We start from the raw sequence: 24369 nt of genomic DNA on the forward strand, positions 1-24369 counted from the left end.
CTCCTTGCTGGCAGGGCGGCGGGGTGCCGCCCTGCCCTGTGGCTTACGGCTGGCGCAGGCTGATGCGGGTGATGCGGTCACCCTTCGGATCTTCAGCGCCACGCGACTTGTTCACGGCGAAGACATTGCCCTTGCCATCGGCGCGGACGTGATTGGGGAAGGTGCCGCCATCGAGGTTGCCGACCACCTTGCCATCACGGTCAACGGCAGTGACGGTGCCGGCACCGCGATTGGTGACGTAGGCCAGGCCACTCTTCGCATCGAAGGCCACGTTCAGTGCGCCGGCGCCGACCGGCACGTCGTGCACGACCTTGCCGCTGGCCACGTCGACGATCAGCAGGTTGTCGGTGCCCTGCGAGGCCACGTAGAGGCGGTTGCGCTCGGCATCGAAGGCAACGCCCGAAGCGCTGATCGAATTGCCCAGATCGATGACCTTGTCGACCTTGCCGCTGGCCACATCGATCACCGCCGCTTCCGGCGTACCGATGCTGACCGTGAACAGCTTGCCGCTGGGCTCATCCAGCACCAGGCTCATCGGCACGAACTTCTCGTCGTCCACGCCGGAGGCCAGGGTGATCGGCTCCAGTGCCTTCAGCGTCTTCGCATCGAACACCGACAGATGGTCCTCACCGGCGGCCGAGGCGAACACCTTGCCGTGCGTGCTGTCGACCACCACGTCGCGGGCGTGCGGCACGGCGCCGACCGGGAACTGGTGGACCAGCGACAAGTCTGCCTGGCGATAGACAGCCACGGTGTCCTGGCGGGTGTTGCTGACCCAGACATTGCCATTGGCATCATCGACGCCCACGCCATATACCGCGAACACCGCACCGTTGGTGCTGCCCGGCACCTGCGCCGGGGTGATGGCCTTGGTCACCTTCAGCGACTTCGGGTCCAGTTTCAGCAGCTGCGACTGGGTGACCGGCGGGCGGCCGACGGCCGAGGTCACGAACACGGCATTGCTGGCAGCACTGTAGGCCGACTGGTACAGGCCCGGTACCAGCTTGTTGGACTGGGTGGCGAATTTCGCCTGGCCCGACAGCGGCAGCTGCGGCGACACACGCAGCTTCAGCACGGCTGCGGCGGCCGGCTGGCTGGCGCGCACCACCACCGGGTGGGTACCCGGCACGGCGTCGGCCGGAATGGCCAGCTGGGTCTTGAAGTTGCCATCGGCATCGACCACCACCGGCTGGCTGTTGAGCGCGGTATCGCCACGCAGCAGGCTGACCTGCTGGCCCGGCACGAAGCCGCGGCCGGTGACATCGGCGGTGCTGCCGGGAACCACGTTCTCACCGCGTGAGACAACCTGGCCCTTGAAGGTAGCGCTGGCCGGCTGGTCGAACACCGGCTGTGCGCTGGCGGTCACTGCCAGCAGCAGGCCGGCGGCCAGGGAAGTGAGGCGGAAAGACGGACGGAATGACATGGAAGGCTCCTTGCACACGTAGGCCGCGCCTGGTGGCGCGGGATTCATCGGTTGCCTTGGCCGCTGCACATCGACAGTCCGCCTGGGTAGTGGGGTCGCACGGCACTGCCGTGCGAGGGGGTCATTCGGCGGCGTTGTCTCCACCGGCCGGCTGGCCGTCGGCGGCGCTGCGGTCGGTCACGCCATAAAGCTCGTGCAGCGCCGCGTGGAAGGACGCCGGCAGCATCGGGCCATGGCCCAGGCCTGGGAACTCGCGGTACTGCACGCTCAGCCCCGGCACCTTGCCCAAGCGCTCGGACAGCTGCATCGCCGCATCCGGAGTGGCGCCACCAATGCGGCGCAGATGCGCGACCACGCGCGGATTGCTCATGTCGCGCTTGCCACGGTCGCCGACGCGCTCGGCACCGCCCAGCATCAGCCACACCTTTGCTGGCTGGCCATGCACGTTCTGCACGAACTGCTGCTCGATGTCACCCAGCGGCGCACCCTGGCTCCACCACAATGACGGACTGGCACTGAGGTAGTACTGGAAGGCGGCCGGACGGGTGTACAGGCTGCTGAGCACGAACAGGCCGCCCAGCGAATGGCCCCACAGGGCCTGCTGCTGGCGATCGATGTTGGCGCGGCGTTCCACTTCGGGCTTGATGCGGCGCTCGATCATGTCCAGGAAGGCCGCTGCGCCGCCGCCGACAGCCTGCGTCCTGCCGCTTTCATCATCGGCGCGATCGATCCATGCGGTGTAGTCGCGGGTGCGCGACGCCGAATCGATGCGCAGGTCGTTGTCGTAGCCGATCAGCACCAGCACCGGCGGCGCCTTGCGTGCGGCCAGCTCGGCCATCAGCGGCTGGTCCAGCACCATCGCCACGGCGTTGCCGTCCAGTGCGTAAAGCACCGGCGATGGCGCCTTGGGGGCCTTGGCCGGAATCGCCACATTCACCCGCCAGCGGCGCTGCTGATCGGGGCTGTCGATCACGAAACGCTCGAAGCGATAGCTGACCGCCGGTGCATCAAGCACGGTCTGGCCCATCTTCTGCAGCGGATTGCGTTGCTGCGCGTATGCGTACGGGGTAGCCAGGAGCAGGCCCATCATCAAGGCGGCCAAGCCGGACAGCAGCGGGCCGCGGCGCGGAGGCAGGACGGAAGACTTCATCAGTGACGGCGAAAGCGGCACACGGCCACCGGTTCACAAGGGACCGCAGTCTACCTTAAACGCGAATGATTATCACATCGATCAAACGTCACGCTATGTATCACGCGCGCGACAGTGCGTACGCCAGCGCTTGCACCGGAAGTCTGGGTTCCTCTACTTTGCCTGCCATCGGGGCGCAGGAATCGCCCCGCCCTTGCGGGTGCCTGCCTGGCCCCTGCCCATCAGCTCCACAACCGCCATGGGATCGGATCCCATGATTGTGAGAACCCCTTGAAGCACAAAGCACTGATCGCACTCGTCGCCGGCCTTCTCGCCCCGCTGGCCGGCCATGCCGCGCCGAGCCTGGCCGGGCTGTATTCGGCCTATGAAGAGGCCGGCTATTCCTCCCTCGGGCTGGAACAGCTCAACCAGACCGTGCAGTTCACGGCAGTGAGCCTGGGCGCCTCCAGCAACCTGCAGGGCGAGCCGGTCCTTGAGGCGGGTGATGAGGATGGCCAGGTGCTGGCCCGCCTGACCGCCTCCGACGACGAGCAGAACGCCAAGCTTGCAGCGATGGAGGACGGCGCCACCTTCACCGCCAGCTGCACGCTGCAGTTCAGTTCGGGATCGGATTACCTGGCGTTGGGCGACTGCGTTCTGCAGTAATCAGCTTGGCACTGCTGACAGCAGCGCAGAAACGACGAAGCCGGCCCTGGGCCGGCTTCGTTGCATCGGGCCGAAACCCGTTGACTCAGGGGCCGGCGGGCACGGGACCGTACGGGTTGTCCTGCGGCGTACCCGGCAGCAGCGCAAAGATCAGGATCACCACGCCACCGCCCGGCACCAGCGCCAGCAGGTACAGCCACCCTGACTGGTTGCAGTCATGCAGGCGGCGGACGGTCACCGCGATCAGCGGCACGATCGTGGCCAGCCAGAGCGCACCCACCAGTGCCACCGCGCCGATCGTGATCCCGGCCATCCAGCTGGAATCGGCGTCCAGCACGAGGCCGGCAACGAGCGCCACTGTCAGCGCAATCACGCATACCGCGGCTCCCGCAAGCAGCAGGAACAGCTGGAACATCCAGTACTCGCGGCGGTTGGCGCGGCCCTCGAACTGGGCATAGCGCTTCAACGGCAGAATCATTTCCTGCACGGCATCGTTCCTTGAAAAATAAGCCGCGCAGTCTGCCAAATGCATGCGAGCGGAGCAATGCGCCGCCTTGCCACACGCAGACGACTACGCGCCCTTGGCCGCCCTCGCCGCCTCACGCTCGGCACGCAGCCGGTCGAGCTTTTCCTTCAACTTGATCTCCAGCCCGCGCGGCACCGGGTTGTAATACACCCGCTCGCCCATCGCATCGGGGAAACCGGTCTGGTCCAGCGCGATGCCGCCCTCGGCATCGTGGTCGTACTGGTACTCGGCACCGTAGCCCAGCTCCTTCATCAGCTTGGTCGGTGCATTGCGCAGGTGCAGCGGCACTTCTTCGGTGCCACTGTCGCGCACATCGGCCTTGGCCTGGTTGAAGGCGGCATAGCCGGCATTCGACTTGGCGGTGCTGGCCAGGTACAGCACCAGCTGCGCGAAGGCGAGCTCACCTTCCGGGCTGCCCAGTCGCTCGTAGATGTCCCACGCTTCCAGCGCCATGCTCTGCGCGCGAGGATCGGCCAGGCCGATGTCCTCGATGGCCATGCGGGTCAGCCGGCGCGCCAGATACGAGGGATCACAGCCGCCGTCGAGCATGCGCGTGAGCCAGTACAAGGCGGCATCGGGATTGGAGCTGCGCACGGACTTGTGCAGCGCCGAGATCTGGTCGTAGAACTGCTCGCCGCCCTTGTCGAAGCGGCGGGTGCGGTCGGCCAGCACCTGGGTCAGCGTCTGCGGGGTGATGCGACCACCCTCCCCGCCTGCCAGCTCGGCGGCGATTTCCAGCAGGGTCAGCGCACGGCGGACGTCGCCATCAGCGGCGGTGGCGATTTCCAGCAGCAGCTCGGGCGCGACTTCGATGCGTTCCTCGCCCAGCCCGCGCTCGCGATCACCGAGCGCACGTTCCAGCGCTTCGACGATGTCAGTCGGCGAGACACCTTCCAGCACATGCACGCGGCAACGCGACAACAGCGCCGAGTTCAACTCGAACGACGGGTTCTCGGTGGTTGCACCGACGAACAGGATGGTGCCGCGCTCGATGTGCGGCAGGAACGCATCCTGCTGCGCTTTGTTGAAGCGGTGCACTTCATCGACGAACAGCACCGTGCGACGACCTTCGGCGAAGCGCTGCGCGGCCTCTGCCAGCACTTGGCGCACCTCCGGCAGGCCGGACAGCACGGCGGAAATGGCACGGAATTCGGCGTCGGAGTATTCAGCCAGCAACAGCGCCAGCGTGGTCTTGCCGCAGCCGGGCGGTCCCCACAGGATCATCGAATGCACGCGTCCGGATTCGACGGCACGGCGCAACGCGCTCTCTGGCGCGAGCAGACGCTTCTGCCCGACCATCTCATCCAGGGTGCGGGGGCGCATGCGCTCGGCCAGCGGGCGCATGTGTTCCCGATCGACACTCAGCAGATCGGGGCCGGGGAATGAAGTGGAGCGATGTCTTGGCACGCGGTCATTGTACCGCGAGAGCGTGCCAACCAAGGTTGGCACCCACCAAGGCGGTGCCGGTTGACACCCACCAGCGCAGGTAGCGCCGGGCCATGCCCGGCGGACCGGAGATCTGCGGCAATCGGTAGTGCCGGCCGCTGGCCGGCAGATCAAAAGCATGTCAACCAAGGTTGACACCTACCAAGGGCGGTAGCGCCGGGCCATGCCCGGCGGACCGGAGATCTGCGGCAATCGGCAGTGCCGGCCGCTGGCCGGCAGATCAAAAGCATGTCAACCAAGGTTGACACCTACCAAGGCGGTGCCAGTTGACACCCCCCAGCGCAGGTAGCGCCGGGCCATGCCCGGCGACTGCGATCAGTTGCCGATGACGTCGGTACCGGCCGGCGGGGTGAAGCGGAAGGTGTTGGCGGCGAAGTTGGGGTTGCGCTTCCAGCCGCTGAAACTGATCACAGTGCGCTGGCCCACGGCGTCGGTGATCTCCATCTTCGCCAGACCCTGCGCGTTGAAGCCCAGCGCGGCGTACTGGAAGCTGGCTTCGGTCTCGCGCTTCGGCGACAGCGACAGCCACTGCAGGCCATCGCGGGTGGCGGCCTCTTCGCTCACGTCGTACTGCTGCTCCAGCAGCGCCGGGTTGATCAGCGCGGTCAGCGGGCTGTTCTGCTCTTCCTTGCCCTGCTCGCGCACGGTCGCCTGTTCCAGGTCCGGCTCGAACATCCACACCTTCTTGCCGTCGGCCACGATCAGCTGCTCGTGCGGGCGCACGTACTCCCAACGGAACAGGCGCGGTGCCGACAAAGCGACGCGACCACTGGTGGATTCCTTGACCTTGCCGCGGCTGTCGAACACCTGCTGGCTGAACTGCCCATCCAGGCCCTTCAGGCCGGTGGTGAAAGTCTTCAGGTCATCACGGGCGCCGGCCCAGGCGCTGCCGGCAGCGGCGCAGGCCACGGCCAGGGTGGTGGTGGCGAGGAAACGGCGGAGGCGAAGGTTCATGCAGGGATCCTGTGGGCGCGCGGCCAGGAAAGTTGGGTGCCAGTGTGCCCGGCGAAAGATGAATGGGCGATCAGGACGCCATTATGACGCCCTGATCGCTGATCGGCGATTCAGCCGCCAGCGGCCGGCAGCTTGCCGTACAGCACCTGGCCACGGAAGCCGCGGCGTACCTCGCGGAACAGTGCGCGGAACGCGGCATAGTCCTGCGGCTGGCACAGCGCCTCGGCGCCACGCACCGCGTTCTGCTGCAGGCGGTGATGCACGGTCACTTCCTGGCCCTGCCGGCTCCAGTCGACCCGGTACTCGCCGGCCGCATTGGCAAACCGCTGGCTGCGCGGAATGGCGATGATCGGGGCATTGGCCGGGAACTGCAGGCGATAGGTTTCCTCGCGCAGGCTGGCATTGCAGTAGAACGGCGTCTCATTGTCCGGCGCCGAGGCGCTGGCATACAGCCCGCGTACCGATTCACCACCGGGCGGATCGGGCACGGCCATGCCGCCGGCCACATCGAAGTCCACGTAGTCCTCGGCCTGGAAGGCCATGCGATAGCCAAACGGCCGGGTCAGGTCGACCGGCACACCCTGCAGCTGCAGCTGGCCGCGGCCATCGAAACCGGACGCGGCCATGATCGATTCTTCAGCGCGCGCCCGGTTCTGTGCATTGAGCTGGGCGAACTGCGCGCGCATGCCGATCTCGGCGTTGTCGCTCAGCTGCGGCACCGTCTCGCCACGCAGGTTGCCCTGCGCGTCGAAGGTGAAGCGCACCTCCATCACCGTGGCGTTGCGCTGCGGATCATTGGCCGGCGTGCGTGCCAGGGTGGCATCGCGGGTGTGCAGCACCGGCGCACCGAGGTCGCCATCGGGCAGCTGGCCGAAGCGCGCCCAGGCACTGGTCGAATCCAGGTACAGGTCGAACTCGGGCACGTAGGTGATGGCGTGGTTGAAGCGGCCCAGCAGCGGAATCTTCGGCAGCGTCGGGCCGCCACCGGCACCGATCAGCACCGGCGAACTGGTGATGCCCTTGGCCGCCAGCAGCGCCTCGAGGATCGTTACGTGGTCCTTGCAGTCGCCATAGTGGTTGTCGAGGATGCTCTGCGCACTGTTCGGCTCCAGGCCGCCATTGCCCAGGTACACCGCCACGTAGCGGATGTTCTGCGCCACCCAGCGGTACAGCGCATCGGCCTGCGCGCGACGGTCGCTGATGCCGCCGGTGACTTCATCGGCCAGCGCCTGGATCTCCGGGGTGACCTGTGCGGCCGGCCCTGCCTTCAGCTGATAGGCGCGGCCCATCTGCGCCCAGTCGCGATAGGTGCTGGCCATGATGTTCGGCCCGAACTCCCACACCGCCGCCGACCAGTTCTGCGCCTGCATCGGCTCGCGGCGCTGGTAGCGCCAGCGCCATTGCGCCTGGCCGTTCTTCACCACCGGTCGGTCACTGCCCTGCACGCCACGGCTGTCCACGAACATGGGCAGATTGGCCGGCGCGCTGAGGGTCACTTCGGCATCGTCGTACTGGGTGAACACATTGAAGGTTTCCCACAGGCCGAAGTAGCCCGGGAAATAGGGCGTCAACTGGGTCCGGCGCACCTGGTAGAACAGCCGCGTGCCCGGCGCCAGGTTCGGGAACACGATCACCCGCACCTTGCGGTCGGCGTACATCGCCGCCGAGGCACTGGAATAGCTTTCCTGGGTGTAGATGCGATCGGCCGGCACTTCGCGACGCTGGCCGTCGGCGGTCAGCGTATAGGCGTTGACCACATCCAGCGTTTCCATCTTCTCGCTGTAGCTCAACCGCACCTGGCTGAACTGCTCCACCGCTGCCTTGGTCTTGAGCAGGATCTCGTAGGTTTCGGTCTGCACGTTGCCGGCATCGGCGCGCACCTGGTAGTCGGCGCGATAACGTACAAAGCTGAAGTTGTTGCTGGCCTCGGCATCGCTGCCGGTGGACGGCGGCGCGACTGCGGGTACAGCCGTCGCGGCGGCGTCGGCCAGCGCCGGGCCGGCTGCCAGCAGGCAGGCCAGCGCCAGCGCGCAGGAAACGGGTTGAAGCATGCGTCGGTTCCTTGGACGTCGGGAGTGCGGCAGGGCTTGGCTTACTTCGGCGGCGGCGGTGCCAGCACCGTGCGGTCGCCGTTGTGCTCTGGCGGACTGACCACACCAGCCGCTTCCATGGCCTCGATCAGTCGCGCCGCGCGGTTGTAGCCAATCTTCAGGCGACGCTGCACACCGGAAATCGACGCGCGGCGGGTCTCGGTGACCACGCGCAGCGCTTCGTCGTACAGCGGGTCGGACTCATCGCCGCCGCCGGAACTGGTCTCCGGCAGGCCGGTCGCACCGACCACCACGCCATCGCCCATCGTCTGTACTTCGTCCAGCACGCCGTCGACATAGTCGGCCGGCCCCATTGCCTTGAGGTGCTCGACCACGCGATGCACTTCCTCATCGGACACGAAGGCGCCGTGCACACGCTCGGGCATCGCCGTGCCCGGCGGCAGGTACAGCATGTCGCCGTGACCGAGCAGCGTCTCGGCGCCGGACTGGTCGAGGATGGTGCGCGAATCGATCTTCGAGCTGACCTGGAAGGCGATGCGGGTGGGAATGTTGGCCTTGATCAGGCCGGTGATGACGTCAACCGACGGGCGCTGGGTGGCCAGGATCAGGTGGATGCCGGCCGCACGTGCCTTCTGCGCCAGTCGCGCGATCAGCTCTTCGACCTTCTTGCCGACGATCATCATCATGTCGGCGAATTCGTCGATGAAGATGACGATGAACGGCAGCGTCTCCAGCGGGCGCGGCGCCTCGCCCAGCTCCGGGTTCGGCTTGAACAGCGGGTCCATCATCGGCTGGCCGGCGTCCTGGGCGTCCTTCACCTTCTTGTTGAAGCCGGCCAGGTTGCGCACGCCCACCGCGCTCATCAGCTTGTAGCGGCGCTCCATCTCGGCCACGCACCAGCGCAGGCCGTTGGCGGCCTCCTTCATGTCGGTGACCACCGGCGCCAGCAGATGCGGAATGCCCTGGTAGACGCTCAATTCGAGCATCTTCGGGTCGATCATCAGCATCCGCAGGTCTTTCGGCGACGCCTTGAACAACAAGCTCAGCACCATCGCGTTGACCGCCACCGACTTGCCCGAACCGGTGGTACCGGCCACCAGCAGGTGCGGCATGCGCGCCAGGTCGGCCACGGTCGAGCGACCAGCGATGTCCTTGCCCAGCGCAAGAGTTAGCGAACTGGGCGACTTGTCGTATTCCTTCGAGCGCAGCAGCTCGGACAGGTAGATCATCTCGCGGGTGACGTTGGGGATTTCCAGGCCGATCACCGACTTGCCCGGAATCACATCGACCACACGCACCGACTTGACCGACAGGCCACGGGCGATGTCCTTGTCCAGCGAGCTGATCTGGCTGACCTTGATGCCCGGCGCCGGCTCGATCTCGAAGCGGGTGATGACCGGGCCGGGGTTGGCGCCGACCACCTGTGCATCGATGCGGAAGTCCTTGAGCTTGAACTCGATCTGCCGCGACAGCGCGTCCAGGGTGTCCTTGTCATAGCCCACGGGCTGCGGCTTGGGATCATCCAGCAGGGCCAGCGGCGGCAGGTCCGAGCCGTCGCCATTGACGCCACGGAACATCGGGATCTGGTTGTCGCGCTTGGCCCGGTCGCTCTTTTCGATCACCGGCTCCGGGCGCGGCTCGATCTTCACCGGTTCGCGCTTGGCACGCACTTCGGCATCGGCCTTGCGCACTTCCTGGCGCTCCTCGCGCAGCGCACGGGTCTGCTGCCATTCGGTGGCCTGCTCCTTCTTGCGCTCCAGCAACGGTGCCAGCGACATCACGCCGCGGCCGATCTTCTCCATCACCACGAACCAGGACAGGCCCGTGGCCAGGGTGATCGAGGCCAGCAGCAACACCAGCACGAACAGGTTCGCGCCCAGCGCACCAAAGCCCACGCTGAGCGAATTGCCGACCAGCTTGCCGAGGATGCCGCCTGCATGGGAGACGTCGCCACTGAACAGGCGCACGTGCAGGAAACCGGTGCCGGCGATCAGGAAGCCGACCAGGCCAACCAGCCGCAACGCGGGGTCCAGATCGTTCTCGCCCTTGCTCTCACGCTTGAGGCCGAACATCGCGATCCAGGCCAGCGCGCCCAGCACCACCGGCAGCAGGAAGGCGATGTAGCCGAACAGCTGCAGCAGCACGTCGGCGATCCACGCGCCCGCGCGGCCGCCCATGTTGTGTACCGGCGCAACCACGCTGCCGGTGTGTGACCAGCCCGGGTCCGTCGCTGAATAGGTGAAAAGGCTGGCAGCCAGATACAGCAGCGCCGGCGCGATGGCGATCAGACCCAGGTCGCGCCACAGGCGCTGACGGCGTGGGTTGTCGGTCGTGGCCGCTGCCGCCGAGCGACGCGATGCCTTTTTGTCGTCGGACTTGGAGCGTTCGGGGACCTGCTTCGCCACCTTAGACCATACCTTTGGAATGCGCTGTTAGTGTTTGATAATAAACGAGACGGCGTCAGTTTTCAGTTATCCGTTGCCGCACAAGCGAGGACGGGGCCTGAAACCGCCCGTGGATGGCGCTGTTCTGTTCATCCGCTTGAATCGCCCTGCCCCAGCCGCCACTCTATGACCAGCCAAGGATGCTGTGCAAACATCGCCGCGCCTTGTCCCATCTACCTTTTCGCGAGTCTACATGAGCACCAGCCTGCCCTCCCGCCACCAGCGTCTTGTCATCCTCGGTTCCGGCCCGGCCGGTTGGACCGCTGCCGTCTACGCTGCCCGCGCCAACCTGAAGCCGGTCGTCATCACCGGCCTGCAGCAGGGTGGCCAGCTGATGACCACCACCGAAGTGGACAACTGGCCGGGTGACGCCCATGGCCTGATGGGCCCGGACCTGATGGCGCGCATGCAGGCCCACGCCGAGCGCTTCGAGACCGAGGTCATCTTCGACCACATCCATACCGCGGACCTGTCGCAGCGCCCGTTCAAGCTGATCGGCGACAGTCACGAATACACCTGTGACGCCCTGATCATCTCCACCGGCGCGACCGCCAAGTACCTGGGTATTCCGACCGAAGACGAGTTCAAGGGCCGCGGCGTCTCCGCCTGCGCCACCTGCGACGGCTTCTTCTACCGTGACCAGGACGTGGTCGTGGTCGGCGGCGGCAACACCGCCGTGGAAGAAGCGCTGTACCTGTCCAACATCGCCCGCAAGGTCTACCTGGTCCACCGCCGCGACACCCTGAAGGCGGAAAAGATCATGCAGGACAAGCTGTTCGCCAAGGTTGAAGCCGGCAAGATCGAAACCGTCTGGCACCACCAGGTGGAGGAAGTGCTGGGCAACGAGGCCGGCGTGACCGGCGTGCGCGTGAAGTCGACCCTGGACGGTAGCACCCGCGACATCGATGCCCACGGCTTCTTCGTGGCCATCGGCCACCACCCGAATACCCAGCTGTTCGACGGCCAGCTGACCATGAACAACGGCTACCTGGAAATCCGTTCGGGTCTGGGCGGCAACGCCACCCAGACCTCGGTGGAAGGCGTGTTCGCCGCCGGCGACGTGGCCGACCAGCACTATCGCCAGGCGATCACCTCGGCCGGCTTCGGCTGCATGGCCGCACTGGACGCAGAGCGTTACCTGGATGCACAGGGCAAGGCCAGCTGAGAAGCGAACCTGCTTCTGTAGAGTCGAGCCATGCTCGACTGCGACAAAAGGCCGACGCGAGAGCGCCGGCCTTTTGTTTTCAGTAGCGCCAGGCCATGCCTGGCAAGTACAACACTGTGAAACCGCTTAGGTCAGGACGCAGGATTGATTGAACTCCTGATACTCCGTCACTACGCCATCCGCATCGCGTAGGCGTGTCCGCCAGCGAACGGTTCCGACCCCGTCGCCATTGCAGAGCAATTCAAGCTGCACTGGCTGGCCGGGGTCCATGAATTCCTCGTCCGACGGCGTACAGTTTCCCCCCACGCAAGAGGCAACGCTCAACTCCAGCACCAGGGGATACTGGGGATTGCCCTTGAATGCGACCGGGACAAACCGAGAGGAGCGCACCGGGATCTGTACATCTGCCAGAGGATCGAGGGCCAAGGTCTCGCATGCCTTTCCGGTCGCCCACAAGCGATAGCCTTTCTCAACGCCCTTCATGGCAGCAGACCGGAAGACGGGGTCAAGAAGCGCCTTGGCATCATCCGGGTTCGTGTGAAACGCGGTCTCTACGATGATCGACGGCATGTGCGCCTCTCGATTCTCCCCTTTGTCCAGCGCGTGTGGAGCAGGAGCCACGGTGAATGCCCCATGTTCAGGTAACGAGTGAATCAGCTCCTTCATCGAACATAGAACACTCTGTGCAAGGGCAGCATCCATCGGCCTTCCAGGCTGCACGATCACACGAGTGCCTCGCGCGGACCCCGAGGGTTCTCCATTGCTGTGTAGATGAATCGCCACCTCAGCCCGGTGGTGGTTTGCGAGAAGCGGTCGACTGTTGATGTCTTCACGCTCCTCCCGATCCCAAAGCGCACTACCTGCGTACGTATTCCATATCTTTGTCTCGCCCGGATACTGCTCCGCAATTGCGTAGCGCGCAGCTATGGTCCACCACTCCTCACCACTTGGCGGATGAGTCGTCCCCATGGTCTGAACGCGCGGACGGACGACAGGCATCTGGCTCCTTTGCTCGATCACCGCCTTTAGTTCCTCGGCGTACGACGGAGTCAACAGCCCCTCGGAGACGCCATTCCATTCATCCCTCGAGGTCACCCACCGGTTGTCCTTGTAGCTGTAGAAATACCCATGCCCGGCTGCTACGAATGCCATCCCGGAACCAGGTGTTCCACGTATCCGCCGCAGCGCCTCCCCCGCCTCCCGCGCCGCATCGTCCGCAGCCTTTATCTCAGGAAAGTAGTGTTCGATCTCTTTCCCGTCATACAGAAAAATGACACGACTGAACGGCGCCGCCTGCTCGGCCCAATGCAGCAGTCCAAAACTGATCTCGCTTCGCTGATCCTCGAACGACGGTCCGTAATCGGCCGGAAGGAAGGCCCGATCCAAGGCCACGGTCACAACACCCTTGGCGATATCCGCTGACACCTCGACCCGGCGGGTCCGCGCCTGCCCATCCACGAGACGAACCCGCTCCAGGATGTCACGCGCCTTCTGGGTCAACAGAATGTCGAGTCCTGCGTCACGCTCTGCTGCGGCGGGAGGCGCGGCAGCCAGGACGAGGCCAGGTGATAGTGCGCCCCCCAGAAGGGCCAGCAGCACAAAAAGGGTTCTTCGGGGATTTTTCCGGTTCATCGTGACTACTCCTTGTTCGGAATGAATGCACCGCTCCTGCGGCACGCACCAGCCTGTCCGATGCCGCAGCGGCGTTCTTCCAACGCGCGCACACCCCCAAAGGATTCAAACTTTCCTCACTCAAGGCCCGGAACAAACCAACCCGATCCCGCCAGCACCGTTCGCATCCCACCTGCCCTATCCTTTCTCACATGCCCACCGCCCGCTTCCTCGACTCCCTGCAGTCCGTTCCCGCCACCGCCTGGGATGCCCTGCACGATGGCCGCAATCCATTCGTCAGCCACGCCTTCCTGTCCGGCCTGGAAACCTACGGCTGCCTGCGCGAGGACTGGGGCTGGCAGCCGCGGCACTTCACCCTGTGGGACGGTGACGCCCTGGTCGGCGCCGTTCCCGGCTACCTGAAGACCAATTCCCACGGTGAGTTCGTGTTCGACCACGCCTGGGCCAATGCCTATGCGCGGCACGGACGCGACTACTACCCGAAGTGGCTCGGCGCGGTGCCGTACTCGCCGGTGACCGGCCCACGCCTGCTGGCCCGCGACGATGCGCAGCGCACCGCCCTGCTGACGGCACTGCGCGACCGGTTGCCCGCGCTGGATGTGTCATCAGCCCACATCAACTTCCACACAGCGGCTGACGAAACAATCTTCGACGACGACTGGCTGCTGCGCGAGGACATCCAGTTCCAGTGGCAGAACCCGGGTGACTGGGTGACGTTCGAAGAGTTCCTGGGCGCGATGGACCACAAACACCGCAAGAACATCCGCCAGGAGCGCGCCAAGGTCGGCCGCCAGGGCATCAGCTTCCGGGTGGTGCATGGCGATGAGGCCACCCGCGCCGATCTGCAGGCGATGTACCGCTTCTACCTCCAGACGTTCCTGGAATACGGCAACGCGCCAGCGCTGACCGAAGCGTTCCTGCGCCATCTGGCGGTTTCACTGGGACGCGGGCTGGTGCTGTTCCTGGCCGAACAGGACGGCGAACCGATTGCCGGCGCGTTGTGCCTGCGCGGTGGCGACACGCTGTACGGCCGCTACTGGGGCGGTGCCACCCTGCCCGGCCTGCACTTCGAGGCCTGCTACTACCAGGGCATCGAGTACTGCCTGCGCGAGGGCGTGGCCCGCTTCGAGCCGGGTGCGCAGGGCGAGCACAAGCTGGCACGCGGCTTCCTGCCCACCATCGTGCGCAGCCGGCACTGGGTGGCCGATGCGGAGTTTGCCGAGGCACTGCGCGACTGGTGCCGGCAGGAGCGACGCGATGTGCGGCGCTACCAGCAGGAGCTGCAGGGGCATGGCCCGTTTCGTGCGGAACCGTAGCGCCGGAGAAGCGTGCCAACCAAGGTTGGCATCTACCACAGCAATGGCGGGGATGCGGCGCTCAGGTGCACTGCCAGAAGTGCCCGCTCACCCGGCACTTCGCGCACCAGAAGCTGTACAGCATGCCGCCACTACCCCACAGCAACATGCCTTCATTGGTGGTCGGCAACGTTGAGTCCAGCTGCATCACGAAAGGCATCTGCTCGCCACAATCGATGCACGCCGGGTAGTGCGCGCTCTGCACCCAGCTCGGTGCACCACCCACCCGCGACAGGTTCTGCCGGTGATTGGACTGGCCCCAGTCCTGCTGCTGCCAGCGATGGCTGTCCATCGCGGCAAGACCCACTTCGGCCTGCAGCAGGTCGCCGCTGTCGGTGGGATTGATCGGCACCTGGCAGTGCTGGCTGGGGTGGCAGCGCGGCATGCCTTGTGCATCGTGCCGATAGAAACGCACGGGCGGGTCTTCCCAGCCACAGCAGTCCAGGCACAGCCCTAGCGTGACCTCACCCTCCGCGTCCGGCTGCAGCGCCGCAGCATCGGTCTGCAGCAGACGCTGCAGCGGCGCATGACAGCTGCCGCACAAGGCATCGAGCAGCCCGCCCATGCGCCCGGCGTGACGCACCTGCCCGCCATTCCAGGTGGGATGCAGCCGCCAGATCCGCTTGCGCCAGGCAGGCTCTTCGGCCACCTGTGCACGATGCTGTTCGCGCCCGAAGCGCAGGTGCAGCGGTTGCCGGCCATGCAGATGGCGCAGACGCGGGCCATCGGCCAAGCCCGCCCAGTGCGCCCAGACCTCGGCATCCAGGTCGCTCCAGTCGGCCAGGTAGCCACGGGCGGCGGCATAGGTCTCCGGCTGGGTGGCCAGCAGCACTGCCTTGGCCCGCTCCAGTTCGCGATCGTCGTCTGCCTCGGTCAACCGATGCGCCCAGTCAGTCGCAACCGACGGCGGCAATGCCTGCCAGACCTGCGAGGCCAGCTGGATGTCATCCTCGATGGCGACCTCCAGCAGCGCCTCCCAATCGTCCTGCAGCGTGTGCGGCGCCTGGTAGCTGGCAAACTCCAGCACGCTGGTCAGCAGCTCGCCACGCTCGCCGTCACGATAGCGCCGCCAAGCGTCAATACAGACCGGGGCGACAGCCTCGTCCGGCAGCAGATCCAAGGCCGTGTCGAGGAAGGTGGAGCTGGGCGAGCGGCGATCCAGCGCCTGCAGCAGCAGCGCGCCAAGCTGTGGGCGGTCTTCGCTGGCCAGGATCAACAGCATGGCCAGGCTGTCATTGCGTGTGCGCGGCGCATCGTGCGCATCGAGGATGGCGGTGATCGGATCGCTCATGCGGGGCTCCTTGCCGGTAGTGCGTGATGGTGCCAGACATCGCGCATCACCACGACGAATACGACGAATACAATGCCGGCATGACCCGTCAGCTGCCCTGGCGCCTGGCCGATGCGCCGGATGCCCCCTTCCCGCCGGCCGAGACAGCGCTGCGCCAACCCGATGGCCTGCTTGCGGTGGGCGGCGACCTGCATCCGCTGCGCCTGCTCAATGCCTATGCCGGCGGCATCTTTCCGTGGTTCAGTGAAGGCGAGCCGATCCTGTGGTGGTCGCCGGACCCGCGCATGGTGTTCCGTACCGACGGCGTGCACCTGAGCAGCAGGTTCCGCCGGCAGCTGCGCGGCAACCGCTGGGAAGTGACCGCCGATACCGCCTTCAGCCAGGTGATGCGTGCCTGCGCCAGCGCGCCCCGCCCCGGCCAGGACGGCACCTGGATCAGCCCGGCGATGGTGGATGCCTACAGCCAGCTGCACGACCTGGGTTTCGCACATTCCTTCGAGGTGTGGGATCGGCAGACGCTGGTCGGCGGCATCTATGGTGTGGCCATCGGCACGATGTTCTTTGGTGAAAGCATGTTCAGTGGCGAAAGTGGCGGCTCCAAGGTGGCGCTGGCCGCACTGGCACGCACGCTGCACGGCTGGGGTTGGCCACTGATCGACGCGCAGGTGGAAAATCCGCATCTGCTGCGCATGGGCGCCGAGCATCTGCCGCGCGCGCCGTTTCTGCAGCAGGTCCGCAGCGCGGTACAGGCGCCGGGCCGGGAAGGCGCCTGGACCCGGCTCGTCGGGCGCGTGCAGGCAGCCGATTTTGCCGGGGAATAACACAATCTTTGCAAGCTGGGCGTTTGACGCGTAAAATGCTGCGCCTTAGGCCCAGCGTGGCCGTTTTCTGAACCGCACAGGACTACATGTCGAAAGACGATTCCATCGAGTTCGAGGGCACCGTCAGCGAGACGCTGCCGAACACCACTTTCCGCGTTCGTCTGGAAAATGGGCACGAAATCATCGCCCACATCTCCGGCCGCATGCGCAAGAACTACATCCGCATCCTCACCGGTGACCGGGTCAAGGTTGAAATGACCCCGTACGACCTGACCAAGGGTCGTATCACCTACCGAATGAAGTAAGCGGCTGGCGCGTTGCGCCACCTCGACAAGGCCAGCCCTGGACGCTGGCCTTTTGTCATGCCTGCAATCCGGCCCTGCCGGACGGCACCCTGACCGAATGCACCGTGACATCGGTCAGCCATGCTTGCGGCAGATTCGCATTCGCAGCGGCGGCGTCATCGTGGCATCCGATCCAGTCCGGATCGCCATCCCCTGCCCCTGCCATGAACGTGACTTCCCTGCCCGCTGGCTTCGCCGCCCTGGTATTCAGCACTGCCGCCCTGATCGCGCCCGCCGCCCAGGCCGCCGACACGCCGTCGGCAAGCGCCGGTGACAGCTGCATTGCCTTGAGCGAAGACCAACAGATCGTCCGCGCCGGCGCCGATCGCGATGTGCTGCTGCGCAATGGTGACCAGCACTACCGCGTGGTGTTCAAAGCCTCCTGCAACGGCGCCGTGACCTCGCGCCGGCTGGCCTTTGAAACCCAGGGCGAAAGCAACCAGCTCTGCGCCGGCTCACGCAGCGTACTGAAGACCGACCGCGCCAGCTGCACGGTCGAGCGGATCGAACCCCTCGAAGCTGCCACCTTCCAGCGCATGGCCCGCCAGCGCAGCCGCTGAGGAGCTGACACGACAAGGGCGGCCTGCGCCGCCTTGTCGTTGCTTCCGTTGCCGGGCGCTGCCCGGCACATCCTTACTCCACCGTGGCCGGCAACAGCCGTTCCGGCTCGGCCTGCGCCTCGACCACCAGCTCGTCGTTGCGCACGTCGATGCTGACCTTGCCACCGTTGACCAGCTTGCCGAACAGCAGTTCGTCGGCCAGCGGGCGCTTCACCTTGTCCTGCAGCACCCGCGCCATCGGGCGGGCACCCATCAGCGGGTCGAAACCGTGGTGGGCCAGCCAGTCGCGCGCAGTCGGTGTGGCCGACAGGCTGACGTGCTTCTCCTGCAGCAGCATCTCCAGCTCGATCAGGAACTTGTCCACCACGCGCAGGATGTGTTCGAAGCCCAGCGGCTGGAACTGCACCACCGCATCGAGGCGGTTGCGGAATTCCGGGGTGAACGCACGACGGATGGTCTCCATCGCATCGGTGGCGTGGTCCTGCTTGGTGAAACCGATCGAGCGCCGCGAGGCCTGCGCCGCGCCGGCGTTGGTCGTCATCACCAGCACCACGTTCTTGAAGTTGGCTTCGCGGCCGTTGGTGTCGGTCAGCACGCCACGGTCCATTACCTGCAACAGGATGTTGAAGATGTCCGGGTGCGCCTTCTCGATTTCATCCAGCAGCAGCACGCAGTGCGGCGTCTTGACGATCTTCTCGGTCAACAGGCCACCCTGGTCGAAGCCGACGTAGCCCGGGGGCGCACCGATCAGGCGGCTGATCGAATGCGGTTCCATGTACTCGGACATGTCGAATCGGACCAGCTCGATGCCCAGCTGCAGCGCCAGCTGCTTGGTCACCTCGGTCTTGCCGACACCGGTGGGGCCGGCGAACAGGAAGTTGCCGATCGGCTTTTCCGGATTGCCCAGGCCCGAGCGCGCCAGCTTGATGGCCGACGCCAGGGTGCCGATGGCAGGATCCTGGCCGAAGATCACCATCTTCAGGTTGCGCTCCAGGTGCTGCAGCACATCCTTGTCGGTGGCGCTGACCTGCTTGGCCGGGATGCGCGCCATCTTGGCGACGATGGCCTCGACTTCCTCGACGTCGATCAGCTCCTTGCGCTGGCCTTCCGGCATCAGGCGCTGGCGGGCACCGGCCTCATCGATCACGTCGATGGCCTTGTCCGGCAGCAGGCGATCGGCGATGTGCTTGACCGACAGGTCGACGGCGGCCTGCAGCGCTTCATCGGCGTAGGTGACGCCGTGGTGGGCTTCGTACTTGGACTTCAGGCCCTGCAGGATCTCGTAGGTTTCGCCCACGGTCGGCTCGACGATGTCGATCTTCTGGAAGCGACGGGCCAGCGCCCGGTCCTTCTCGAAGATGCCGCGGTATTCCTGGAAGGTGGTCGAGCCGATGCAGCGCAGCTCGCCCGACGCCAGTGCCGGCTTGATCAGGTTGGAGGCGTCCATGGTGCCGCCCGACGCCGAACCGGCGCCGATGATGGTATGGATCTCGTCGATGAACAGCACCGCATTGGGCACCTTCTTCAACGCGGTCAGCACGCCCTTCAGGCGCTTTTCGAAGTCGCCACGGTATTTGGTACCGGCCACCAGCGCGCCGAGATCGAGCGAATAGATGACCGCATCGGCCAGCACATCCGGCACCGAACCCTCAACGATGCGTCGGGCCAGGCCCTCGGCAATCGCAGTCTTGCCGACGCCGGCCTCGCCCACGTACAGCGGGTTGTTCTTGCGGCGGCGGCACAGGACCTGGATGGTGCGCTCGATCTCGTCGGCACGGCCGACCAGCGGGTCGATGCGACCGGCACGGGCCTGCTCGTTGAGGTTGCTGGCGAACTCGGTCAGGGCATCGCCCTTGGGCTCGCCTTCGCCCCCCTCCATGCGGCCCTCGCCCTCGGAGGAGGACGGCTGCTCGCCTTCCTCGCCCAGCTTGGCGATGCCGTGGGACAGGTAATTGACCACATCCAGCCGGGTGACATCCTGCTGGTTGAGGTAATAGACCGCGTGGGAGTCCTTCTCGCCGAAGATGGCGACCAGCACGTTGGCGCCGGTGACCTCCTTCTTGCCGGAGGACTGCACGTGGTACACGGCCCGCTGCAGCACGCGCTGGAAGCCCAGCGTGGGCTGGGTATCGCGGCCGTCATCTTCGGCCAGGCGGGACACGGAGGCCTCGATGGCCTGCTCCAGCTCCTGGCGCAGGCGGTCGGCGTCGGCGCCACAAGCCTTCAGTACGGCCTGGGCGGACGGGTTGTCGAGCAGTGCCAACAGCAGGTGTTCGACCGTCATGAACTCATGTCGGGCCTCACGGGCGCGCTTGTAGCACTGGCCGATGGTGTGTTCGAGGTCTTTGCTGAACATGGATTACTCCGGCGGCAGTTGGAGACAATATGCGGCCTGACTACACGATTTCCATCACCCTAGCGGATTGCGACGTTCAGATGGCGTTAGCACTACCAAACGCTTGATCATCGTTCACTCCAGGACAGCCCACCCACATGAGCGAACCCTACCTGAGCCGCTGGCGATTGCGACGTGATGGTCCTTCGATCCGTACCCCCCATGCCCGGCTCTGGCCGGTGCTGACCGCCTCTGGCGAGGCGGCCATGTTGAAGGTGAGCACGGAGACAGAGGAACAGAACGGCCATCGCCTGCTGCGCTGGTGGAACGGCGACGGTGCCGCACGCCTGCTGGCCCACGAGGGGCCGGCGATCCTGATCGAACGGGCGCACGGCGATTCGCTGCGGCAACGCTCGATCAAGGGCGAGGACGACGCCTGCACCATGATCCTGTGCCAGGTCCTGCAGCAGCTGCACCGGCCACGGAGCGCGCCACCAGAAGATCTGGTCTGCCTGCGTAGATGGTTCGCCGATCTGTTGCAACCAAGGGCACCGCTGCCGCCATTGCTGGAACAGTGCAGATCGCTGGCGATGGCACTGCTGGAGGACGAGCAGGAGATCCGGCCCCTGCACGGCGACCTGCACCACGACAACGTGCTGGATTTCGGCGCGCGGGGCTGGCTGGCGATCGACCCGAAGCGGTTGCTGGGTGACCGTGCGTTCGACTACACCACGATGTTCAGCAACCCGGACCTGTGCGGGCCGGGCATCCATGTGGCAACACGGCCCGAGCGCTTCCATGCCCGGGTGGAACAAGTCTGCCGGCTGGCCGATCTCGAGCGCACGCGGCTGCTGCGCTGGATCGCGACCAGTGCCGGCCTGTCAGCGGTGTGGTTCAGGGATGATGGCGACCCGGCCGACATCGATGAGGCGGTGGCCGTGATGGCCCTGCAGGCGCTGGCGGAGGCGTGACTCGAACCTGGCAGGTGCCCACCCTGGTGGGCACGCCGTGCCAGGATCAGGCCTTCTCCATCGTGCACAGCAGCGGGTGCTGGTTCATCCGCGCGTACTCGTTGACCTGGGCCACCTTGGTTTCGGCCACTTCGCGGGTGAACACACCGCAGACGCCACGGCCACGGGTGTGGACGTGCAGCATCACCTGGGTGGCCTTGTCCAGGTCCATGTTGAAGAACTGCTGCAGGACATCCACGACGAAATCCATCGGGGAGTAGTCGTCATTGAGCAGCATGACCTGATAGAAGGGCGGCGGCGCCACTTCCGGGCGCGCGGGCTCCACGGCAACGCCGTGCTCGTGGTGGGAATCGGGGGCGGACTCGCGAGGCATCTGCCGATTATAAGGGGTGCGACGGCCTTGCGCAGGCCCCGCGTGGAATGGACGGCACGGGCGCCCGCCGTCACAATTGCACCTTCCCACACACTTGGTTTCACAGGATCTTCATGAAAAGGACCCTTCTCTCCGCCCTGCTGATCGCCCTGGCTGCCGCGGGCACCGCTGGCGCTGCGACCACCACTGACAGCACGAAGGCCGACAAGGCCGTTGCCCGTCACCTGGAAAAGCTGGGTTACACCTACGAGGTCGATGAAGACGGCGATTACCAGATGGTGTTCGATGTCGAAGGCGATCGCACCCAGATCGTCTATGTGCGCTCGTCGGTGGAAGACTTCGGTACCCACAACATCCGCGAGATCTGGTCGCCGGGCTACACCTCGCAGACCAAGCAGTTCCCGGTGGCCGTGGCCAACCGCCTGCTGGAAGATTCGCAGGACGCCAAGATGGGCGGCTGGGTGAAGCAGGAGTCGACCGCGATGTTCGTGGTGAAGATCGATGCCGACGCCACCTCCGACCAGCTCAGCGACGCCATCGATGCGGCCATCCGCACCGCCGACGCGATGGAGCTGGAGCTGACCAAGAAGGACGATCTCTGAGTTGAACACCTCGCCGGACCCGCGCTGGGCACCGCATGCAACCGTCGCCACCGTGGTGGTCGACGGCGGCAGGGTGCTGCTGGTGGAAGAAACCATCGAGGGCCGGCAGGTGCTGAACCAGCCGGCCGGGCATCTGGAGCCGGGTGAAAGCCTGGCCGAGGCCGCCCTGCGCGAGACCGTCGAGGAAACCGGCTGGACGGTGGAACTGACCGCCTTCATCGGCTGCTACCAGTGGACCGCCGGTGACGGCACCCCGTTCCTGCGCTTCTGTTATGCCGCGCGCCCGGTCTCGCACGACCCCGCGCGGCCGCTGGATGCCGGCATCGATCGGGCGCTGTGGATGACCCCGGCCGAACTGCAGGCCGCCGCCGGACGCCAGCGCAGCCCACTGGTCTGGCAGGTGCTGGCCGACTACCTGGCCGGCCAGCGCTACCCGCTTGCACTGGTCCGGGAGGTCGCATGAGCAGCCCTCGGGTGATGGTTGGCGTGTCTGGCGGCGTGGATTCTTCGGTGGCTGCCTGGCGCCTGGTGCAGCAGGGCGAGGCCGTGGCCGGTCTGTTCATGCAGAACTGGGCCGACGACGGCAGCGGTGACTGCCGCGCCGAGGACGACCGCCGCGACGCGGTAGCGGTCTGCGGACTGCTGGGCATTCCGTTCCATTTCCGCGATTTCTCCAACGAATACTGGCAGGGCGTGTTCGAGCACTTCCTGGCCGAATACGCCGCCGGCCGCACGCCCAACCCGGACGTGCTGTGTAACCGCGAAGTGAAGTTCAAGCACTTCCTTGATGCGGCCCGCGAACTGGGTGCCGAGCGGATCGCCACCGGCCATTACGCACGCATTGCCCAGCGCGGCCATCAGTGGCTGCTGCTGCGCGGCGCCGACCGTTCCAAGGACCAGAGTTACTTCCTGCACCAGCTGGGGCAGGAGCAGCTGGCGGCCACCCTGTTCCCGATTGGTGACCTGGAAAAGAGCGACCTGCGCCGGATTGCCCGCGACGTCAGCCTGCCGACCCATGCCAAGAAGGACTCCACCGGCATCTGCTTCATCGGCGAGCGCGATTTCCGTGAGTTCCTTGGGCGCTACCTGCCGGCCAAGGCCGGGCAGATCCTCGATCCCAGCGATGGCAGCGTGATCGCCGAACATCCTGGCGTCTTCTATTTCACCCTGGGCCAGCGCGAAGGCCTGAACATCGGCGGTGTGCGCGGCCGCCCTGCCGCGCCCTGGTATGTGGTCGGCAAGGACGTGGCCAGCAACGTGCTGTATGTGGACCAGGACCGTGACAGCCCGTGGATGCTGTCCAACAGGCTGCGCTCGGAGACCGCGCACTGGATTGCCGGCGCACCACCGGCACGGCGTTTTGAATGCACCGCGCAGACCCGCTACCGCCAGCCCGATGAGCCGTGCACGGTGGATGTGCTGGACGATGGCAGCGTACAGGTCACCTTCGCCCGGCCGCAGCGTGCAGTCACCCCCGGGCAATCCCTGGTGCTGTATGACGGTGAGGTCTGCCTGGGTGGCGCGGTGATCGCCGCCACCGACGCGCCGCTGGAACAGCGCCTGCGCACCACCCCTTCTCCTTTTGAGGTAATCGCTGCATGAGTTTCACTGTCGACGACCGCGTTCTGGCTTTGGCCGGCATTGCCCAGGCCCTGCAGCAGGTACGCCGTATCGCCGATACCGGCCACTCCGACGCCGCTGCCGTGCGCACTGCCGTGGACAGCGTGTTCCGCATCGATGCGTCCTCGCCGCAGGCGGTTTTTGGCGATCGGCACGCCCTGAAATCCGGCCTGCGCCTGCTGCACAATTATTTCCGCAGCCAGGGCCAGGACCCGATCCTGCCCAAGCTGGCCCTGTCGGTACTGCAGCTGGAGCGCCGGTTCGTGCAGGACGGCGCCACCGTGAACAAGGTCGCCTCGGGTATCGAGCGCGCCCAGCGCCAGGCCACCGAGCTGGGTGACAGCGGCCACCCGGATGTTCTGGCCGCGCTGGGCGGCCTGTATGCAGACACCATCAGCCACCTCAAGCCGCGGGTCATGGTGCAGGGCAACCCGCATTACCTGGGCCAGGCCGGCGTGGTGGCCGAGATCCGTGCGCTGCTGCTGGCCGCCGTGCGCGCCGCCGTACTGTGGCGGCAGCTGGGTGGCAGTTACTGGGACTTCCTGCTCAGCCGCAAGGCGATGGTCGAGGCCGTGGACCGGCAGCTGGCCTGAGGGTGGGAAGCCCGCCGGGCATGGCCCGGCGCTGGCGACCGAGCGCCCCGAGGGTAGCGCCGGGCCAT

22 protein-coding genes are annotated in these 24369 nt (G+C 66.0%); 11 read left to right on the forward strand and 11 right to left on the reverse strand.

The annotated features are described in order from the left end of the window. Positions 1-43: 43 nt before the first annotated feature. The gene (locus tag J2X70_RS02875) at positions 44-1423 is read right to left on the reverse strand and encodes an ATP-binding protein (protein ID WP_309908867.1); all 1380 of its coding nucleotides are present in this window, start codon (positions 1421-1423) and stop codon (positions 44-46) included. Between the two features lie 121 nt (positions 1424-1544). Next, a complete protein-coding gene (locus J2X70_RS02880; RefSeq protein ID WP_309908868.1) occupies positions 1545-2573 on the reverse strand; it encodes an alpha/beta hydrolase-fold protein in 1029 nt (342 codons plus the stop codon). A gap of 270 nt (positions 2574-2843) precedes the next feature. Between J2X70_RS02880 and J2X70_RS02885 the strand changes: the two genes are divergently transcribed. After that, complete coding sequence (locus J2X70_RS02885) at positions 2844-3218, forward strand: hypothetical protein (RefSeq protein ID WP_309908870.1); 375 nt, start codon at positions 2844-2846, stop codon at positions 3216-3218. 85 nt (positions 3219-3303) lie between these two features. On the opposite strand, the gene J2X70_RS02890 is transcribed toward J2X70_RS02885, so the two are convergent. The 5 genes from J2X70_RS02890 to J2X70_RS02910 form a co-directional block, all read right to left on the reverse strand. Next, complete coding sequence (locus J2X70_RS02890) at positions 3304-3705, reverse strand: DUF805 domain-containing protein (RefSeq protein ID WP_080148804.1); 402 nt, start codon at positions 3703-3705, stop codon at positions 3304-3306. Between the two features lie 84 nt (positions 3706-3789). Further along, a complete protein-coding gene (locus J2X70_RS02895; RefSeq protein WP_223485498.1) occupies positions 3790-5088 on the reverse strand; it encodes a replication-associated recombination protein A in 1299 nt (432 codons plus the stop codon). A 417-nt stretch (positions 5089-5505) separates the two neighbouring features. Continuing rightward, a complete protein-coding gene (gene lolA, locus J2X70_RS02900) occupies positions 5506-6144 on the reverse strand; it encodes an outer membrane lipoprotein chaperone LolA (RefSeq protein ID WP_279207411.1) in 639 nt (212 codons plus the stop codon). A gap of 110 nt (positions 6145-6254) precedes the next feature. Beyond that, the gene (locus J2X70_RS02905) at positions 6255-8195 is read right to left on the reverse strand and encodes a DUF3857 domain-containing protein (protein WP_033831063.1); all 1941 of its coding nucleotides are present in this window, start codon (positions 8193-8195) and stop codon (positions 6255-6257) included. Positions 8196-8236: 41 nt separating this feature from the next. Further along, the gene (locus J2X70_RS02910; protein ID WP_059064156.1) at positions 8237-10600 is read right to left on the reverse strand and encodes a DNA translocase FtsK; all 2364 of its coding nucleotides are present in this window, start codon (positions 10598-10600) and stop codon (positions 8237-8239) included. A gap of 232 nt (positions 10601-10832) precedes the next feature. Between J2X70_RS02910 and trxB the strand changes: the two genes are divergently transcribed. Then, positions 10833-11804 (forward strand): thioredoxin-disulfide reductase, encoded by a 972-nt coding sequence (gene trxB / locus J2X70_RS02915; RefSeq protein ID WP_025877237.1) that lies wholly within the window; start codon positions 10833-10835, stop codon positions 11802-11804. 126 nt (positions 11805-11930) lie between these two features. Here trxB and J2X70_RS02920 read toward each other — a convergent pair whose 3' ends face one another. After that, positions 11931-13436: an N-acetylmuramoyl-L-alanine amidase gene (locus J2X70_RS02920; RefSeq protein WP_223495063.1), complete on the reverse strand. Its 1506-nt coding sequence runs from the start codon at positions 13434-13436 to the stop codon at positions 11931-11933. A gap of 191 nt (positions 13437-13627) precedes the next feature. Here J2X70_RS02920 and J2X70_RS02925 point away from each other — a divergent pair, with 191 nt between their 5' ends. Next, positions 13628-14752: a GNAT family N-acetyltransferase gene (locus J2X70_RS02925; protein ID WP_309908878.1), complete on the forward strand. Its 1125-nt coding sequence runs from the start codon at positions 13628-13630 to the stop codon at positions 14750-14752. 61 nt (positions 14753-14813) lie between these two features. Here J2X70_RS02925 and J2X70_RS02930 read toward each other — a convergent pair whose 3' ends face one another. Continuing rightward, the gene (locus J2X70_RS02930) at positions 14814-16082 is read right to left on the reverse strand and encodes a hypothetical protein (RefSeq protein WP_309908879.1); all 1269 of its coding nucleotides are present in this window, start codon (positions 16080-16082) and stop codon (positions 14814-14816) included. Between the two features lie 80 nt (positions 16083-16162). Between J2X70_RS02930 and aat the strand changes: the two genes are divergently transcribed. From aat to J2X70_RS02945, 3 genes are all read left to right on the forward strand, one after another. Next, positions 16163-16903: a leucyl/phenylalanyl-tRNA--protein transferase gene (gene aat, locus J2X70_RS02935; RefSeq protein ID WP_309909063.1), complete on the forward strand. Its 741-nt coding sequence runs from the start codon at positions 16163-16165 to the stop codon at positions 16901-16903. Positions 16904-16989: 86 nt separating this feature from the next. Beyond that, complete coding sequence (gene infA / locus J2X70_RS02940; protein WP_005409596.1) at positions 16990-17208, forward strand: translation initiation factor IF-1; 219 nt, start codon at positions 16990-16992, stop codon at positions 17206-17208. Positions 17209-17411: 203 nt separating this feature from the next. Continuing rightward, the gene (locus J2X70_RS02945; protein ID WP_025879129.1) at positions 17412-17807 is read left to right on the forward strand and encodes a hypothetical protein; all 396 of its coding nucleotides are present in this window, start codon (positions 17412-17414) and stop codon (positions 17805-17807) included. Between the two features lie 73 nt (positions 17808-17880). On the opposite strand, the gene clpA is transcribed toward J2X70_RS02945, so the two are convergent. Then, complete coding sequence (clpA, locus tag J2X70_RS02950; RefSeq protein ID WP_032974818.1) at positions 17881-20163, reverse strand: ATP-dependent Clp protease ATP-binding subunit ClpA; 2283 nt, start codon at positions 20161-20163, stop codon at positions 17881-17883. A gap of 137 nt (positions 20164-20300) precedes the next feature. On the opposite strand from clpA, the gene J2X70_RS02955 reads away from it, so the two are divergent. After that, positions 20301-21113, forward strand: a complete 813-nt coding sequence (locus tag J2X70_RS02955; RefSeq protein ID WP_279207483.1) for an APH(6) family putative aminoglycoside O-phosphotransferase — start codon at positions 20301-20303, stop codon at positions 21111-21113. A gap of 46 nt (positions 21114-21159) precedes the next feature. On the opposite strand, the gene clpS is transcribed toward J2X70_RS02955, so the two are convergent. Next, entirely contained in the window at positions 21160-21486 is a 327-nt protein-coding gene (clpS, locus tag J2X70_RS02960) for an ATP-dependent Clp protease adapter ClpS (protein ID WP_025879127.1), read from the reverse strand. 113 nt (positions 21487-21599) lie between these two features. Between clpS and J2X70_RS02965 the strand changes: the two genes are divergently transcribed. From J2X70_RS02965 to hflD, 4 genes are read left to right on the forward strand one after another with little or no spacing between them, the layout of a single operon-like run. Next, positions 21600-22088 (forward strand): hypothetical protein, encoded by a 489-nt coding sequence (locus tag J2X70_RS02965; RefSeq protein ID WP_025879126.1) that lies wholly within the window; start codon positions 21600-21602, stop codon positions 22086-22088. Position 22089: 1 nt separating this feature from the next. Next, complete coding sequence (locus J2X70_RS02970) at positions 22090-22551, forward strand: NUDIX hydrolase (protein WP_025879125.1); 462 nt, start codon at positions 22090-22092, stop codon at positions 22549-22551. Then, positions 22548-23690 carry a tRNA 2-thiouridine(34) synthase MnmA gene (gene mnmA / locus J2X70_RS02975; RefSeq protein ID WP_025879124.1) on the forward strand — a complete coding sequence of 381 codons (1143 nt, stop codon included), beginning with the start codon at positions 22548-22550 and terminating at the stop codon, positions 23688-23690. Before J2X70_RS02970 ends, mnmA begins: the two co-directional genes overlap by 4 nt. Then, on the forward strand, positions 23687-24301 hold the full coding sequence (gene hflD / locus J2X70_RS02980) for a high frequency lysogenization protein HflD (protein ID WP_025879123.1): 615 nt from the start codon (positions 23687-23689) through the stop codon (positions 24299-24301). Before mnmA ends, hflD begins: the two co-directional genes overlap by 4 nt. Positions 24302-24369 lie beyond the last annotated feature (68 nt).

Source organism: Stenotrophomonas sp. 1337 (genome assembly GCF_031455455.1).
GTDB lineage: Bacteria > Pseudomonadota > Gammaproteobacteria > Xanthomonadales > Xanthomonadaceae > Stenotrophomonas > Stenotrophomonas indicatrix.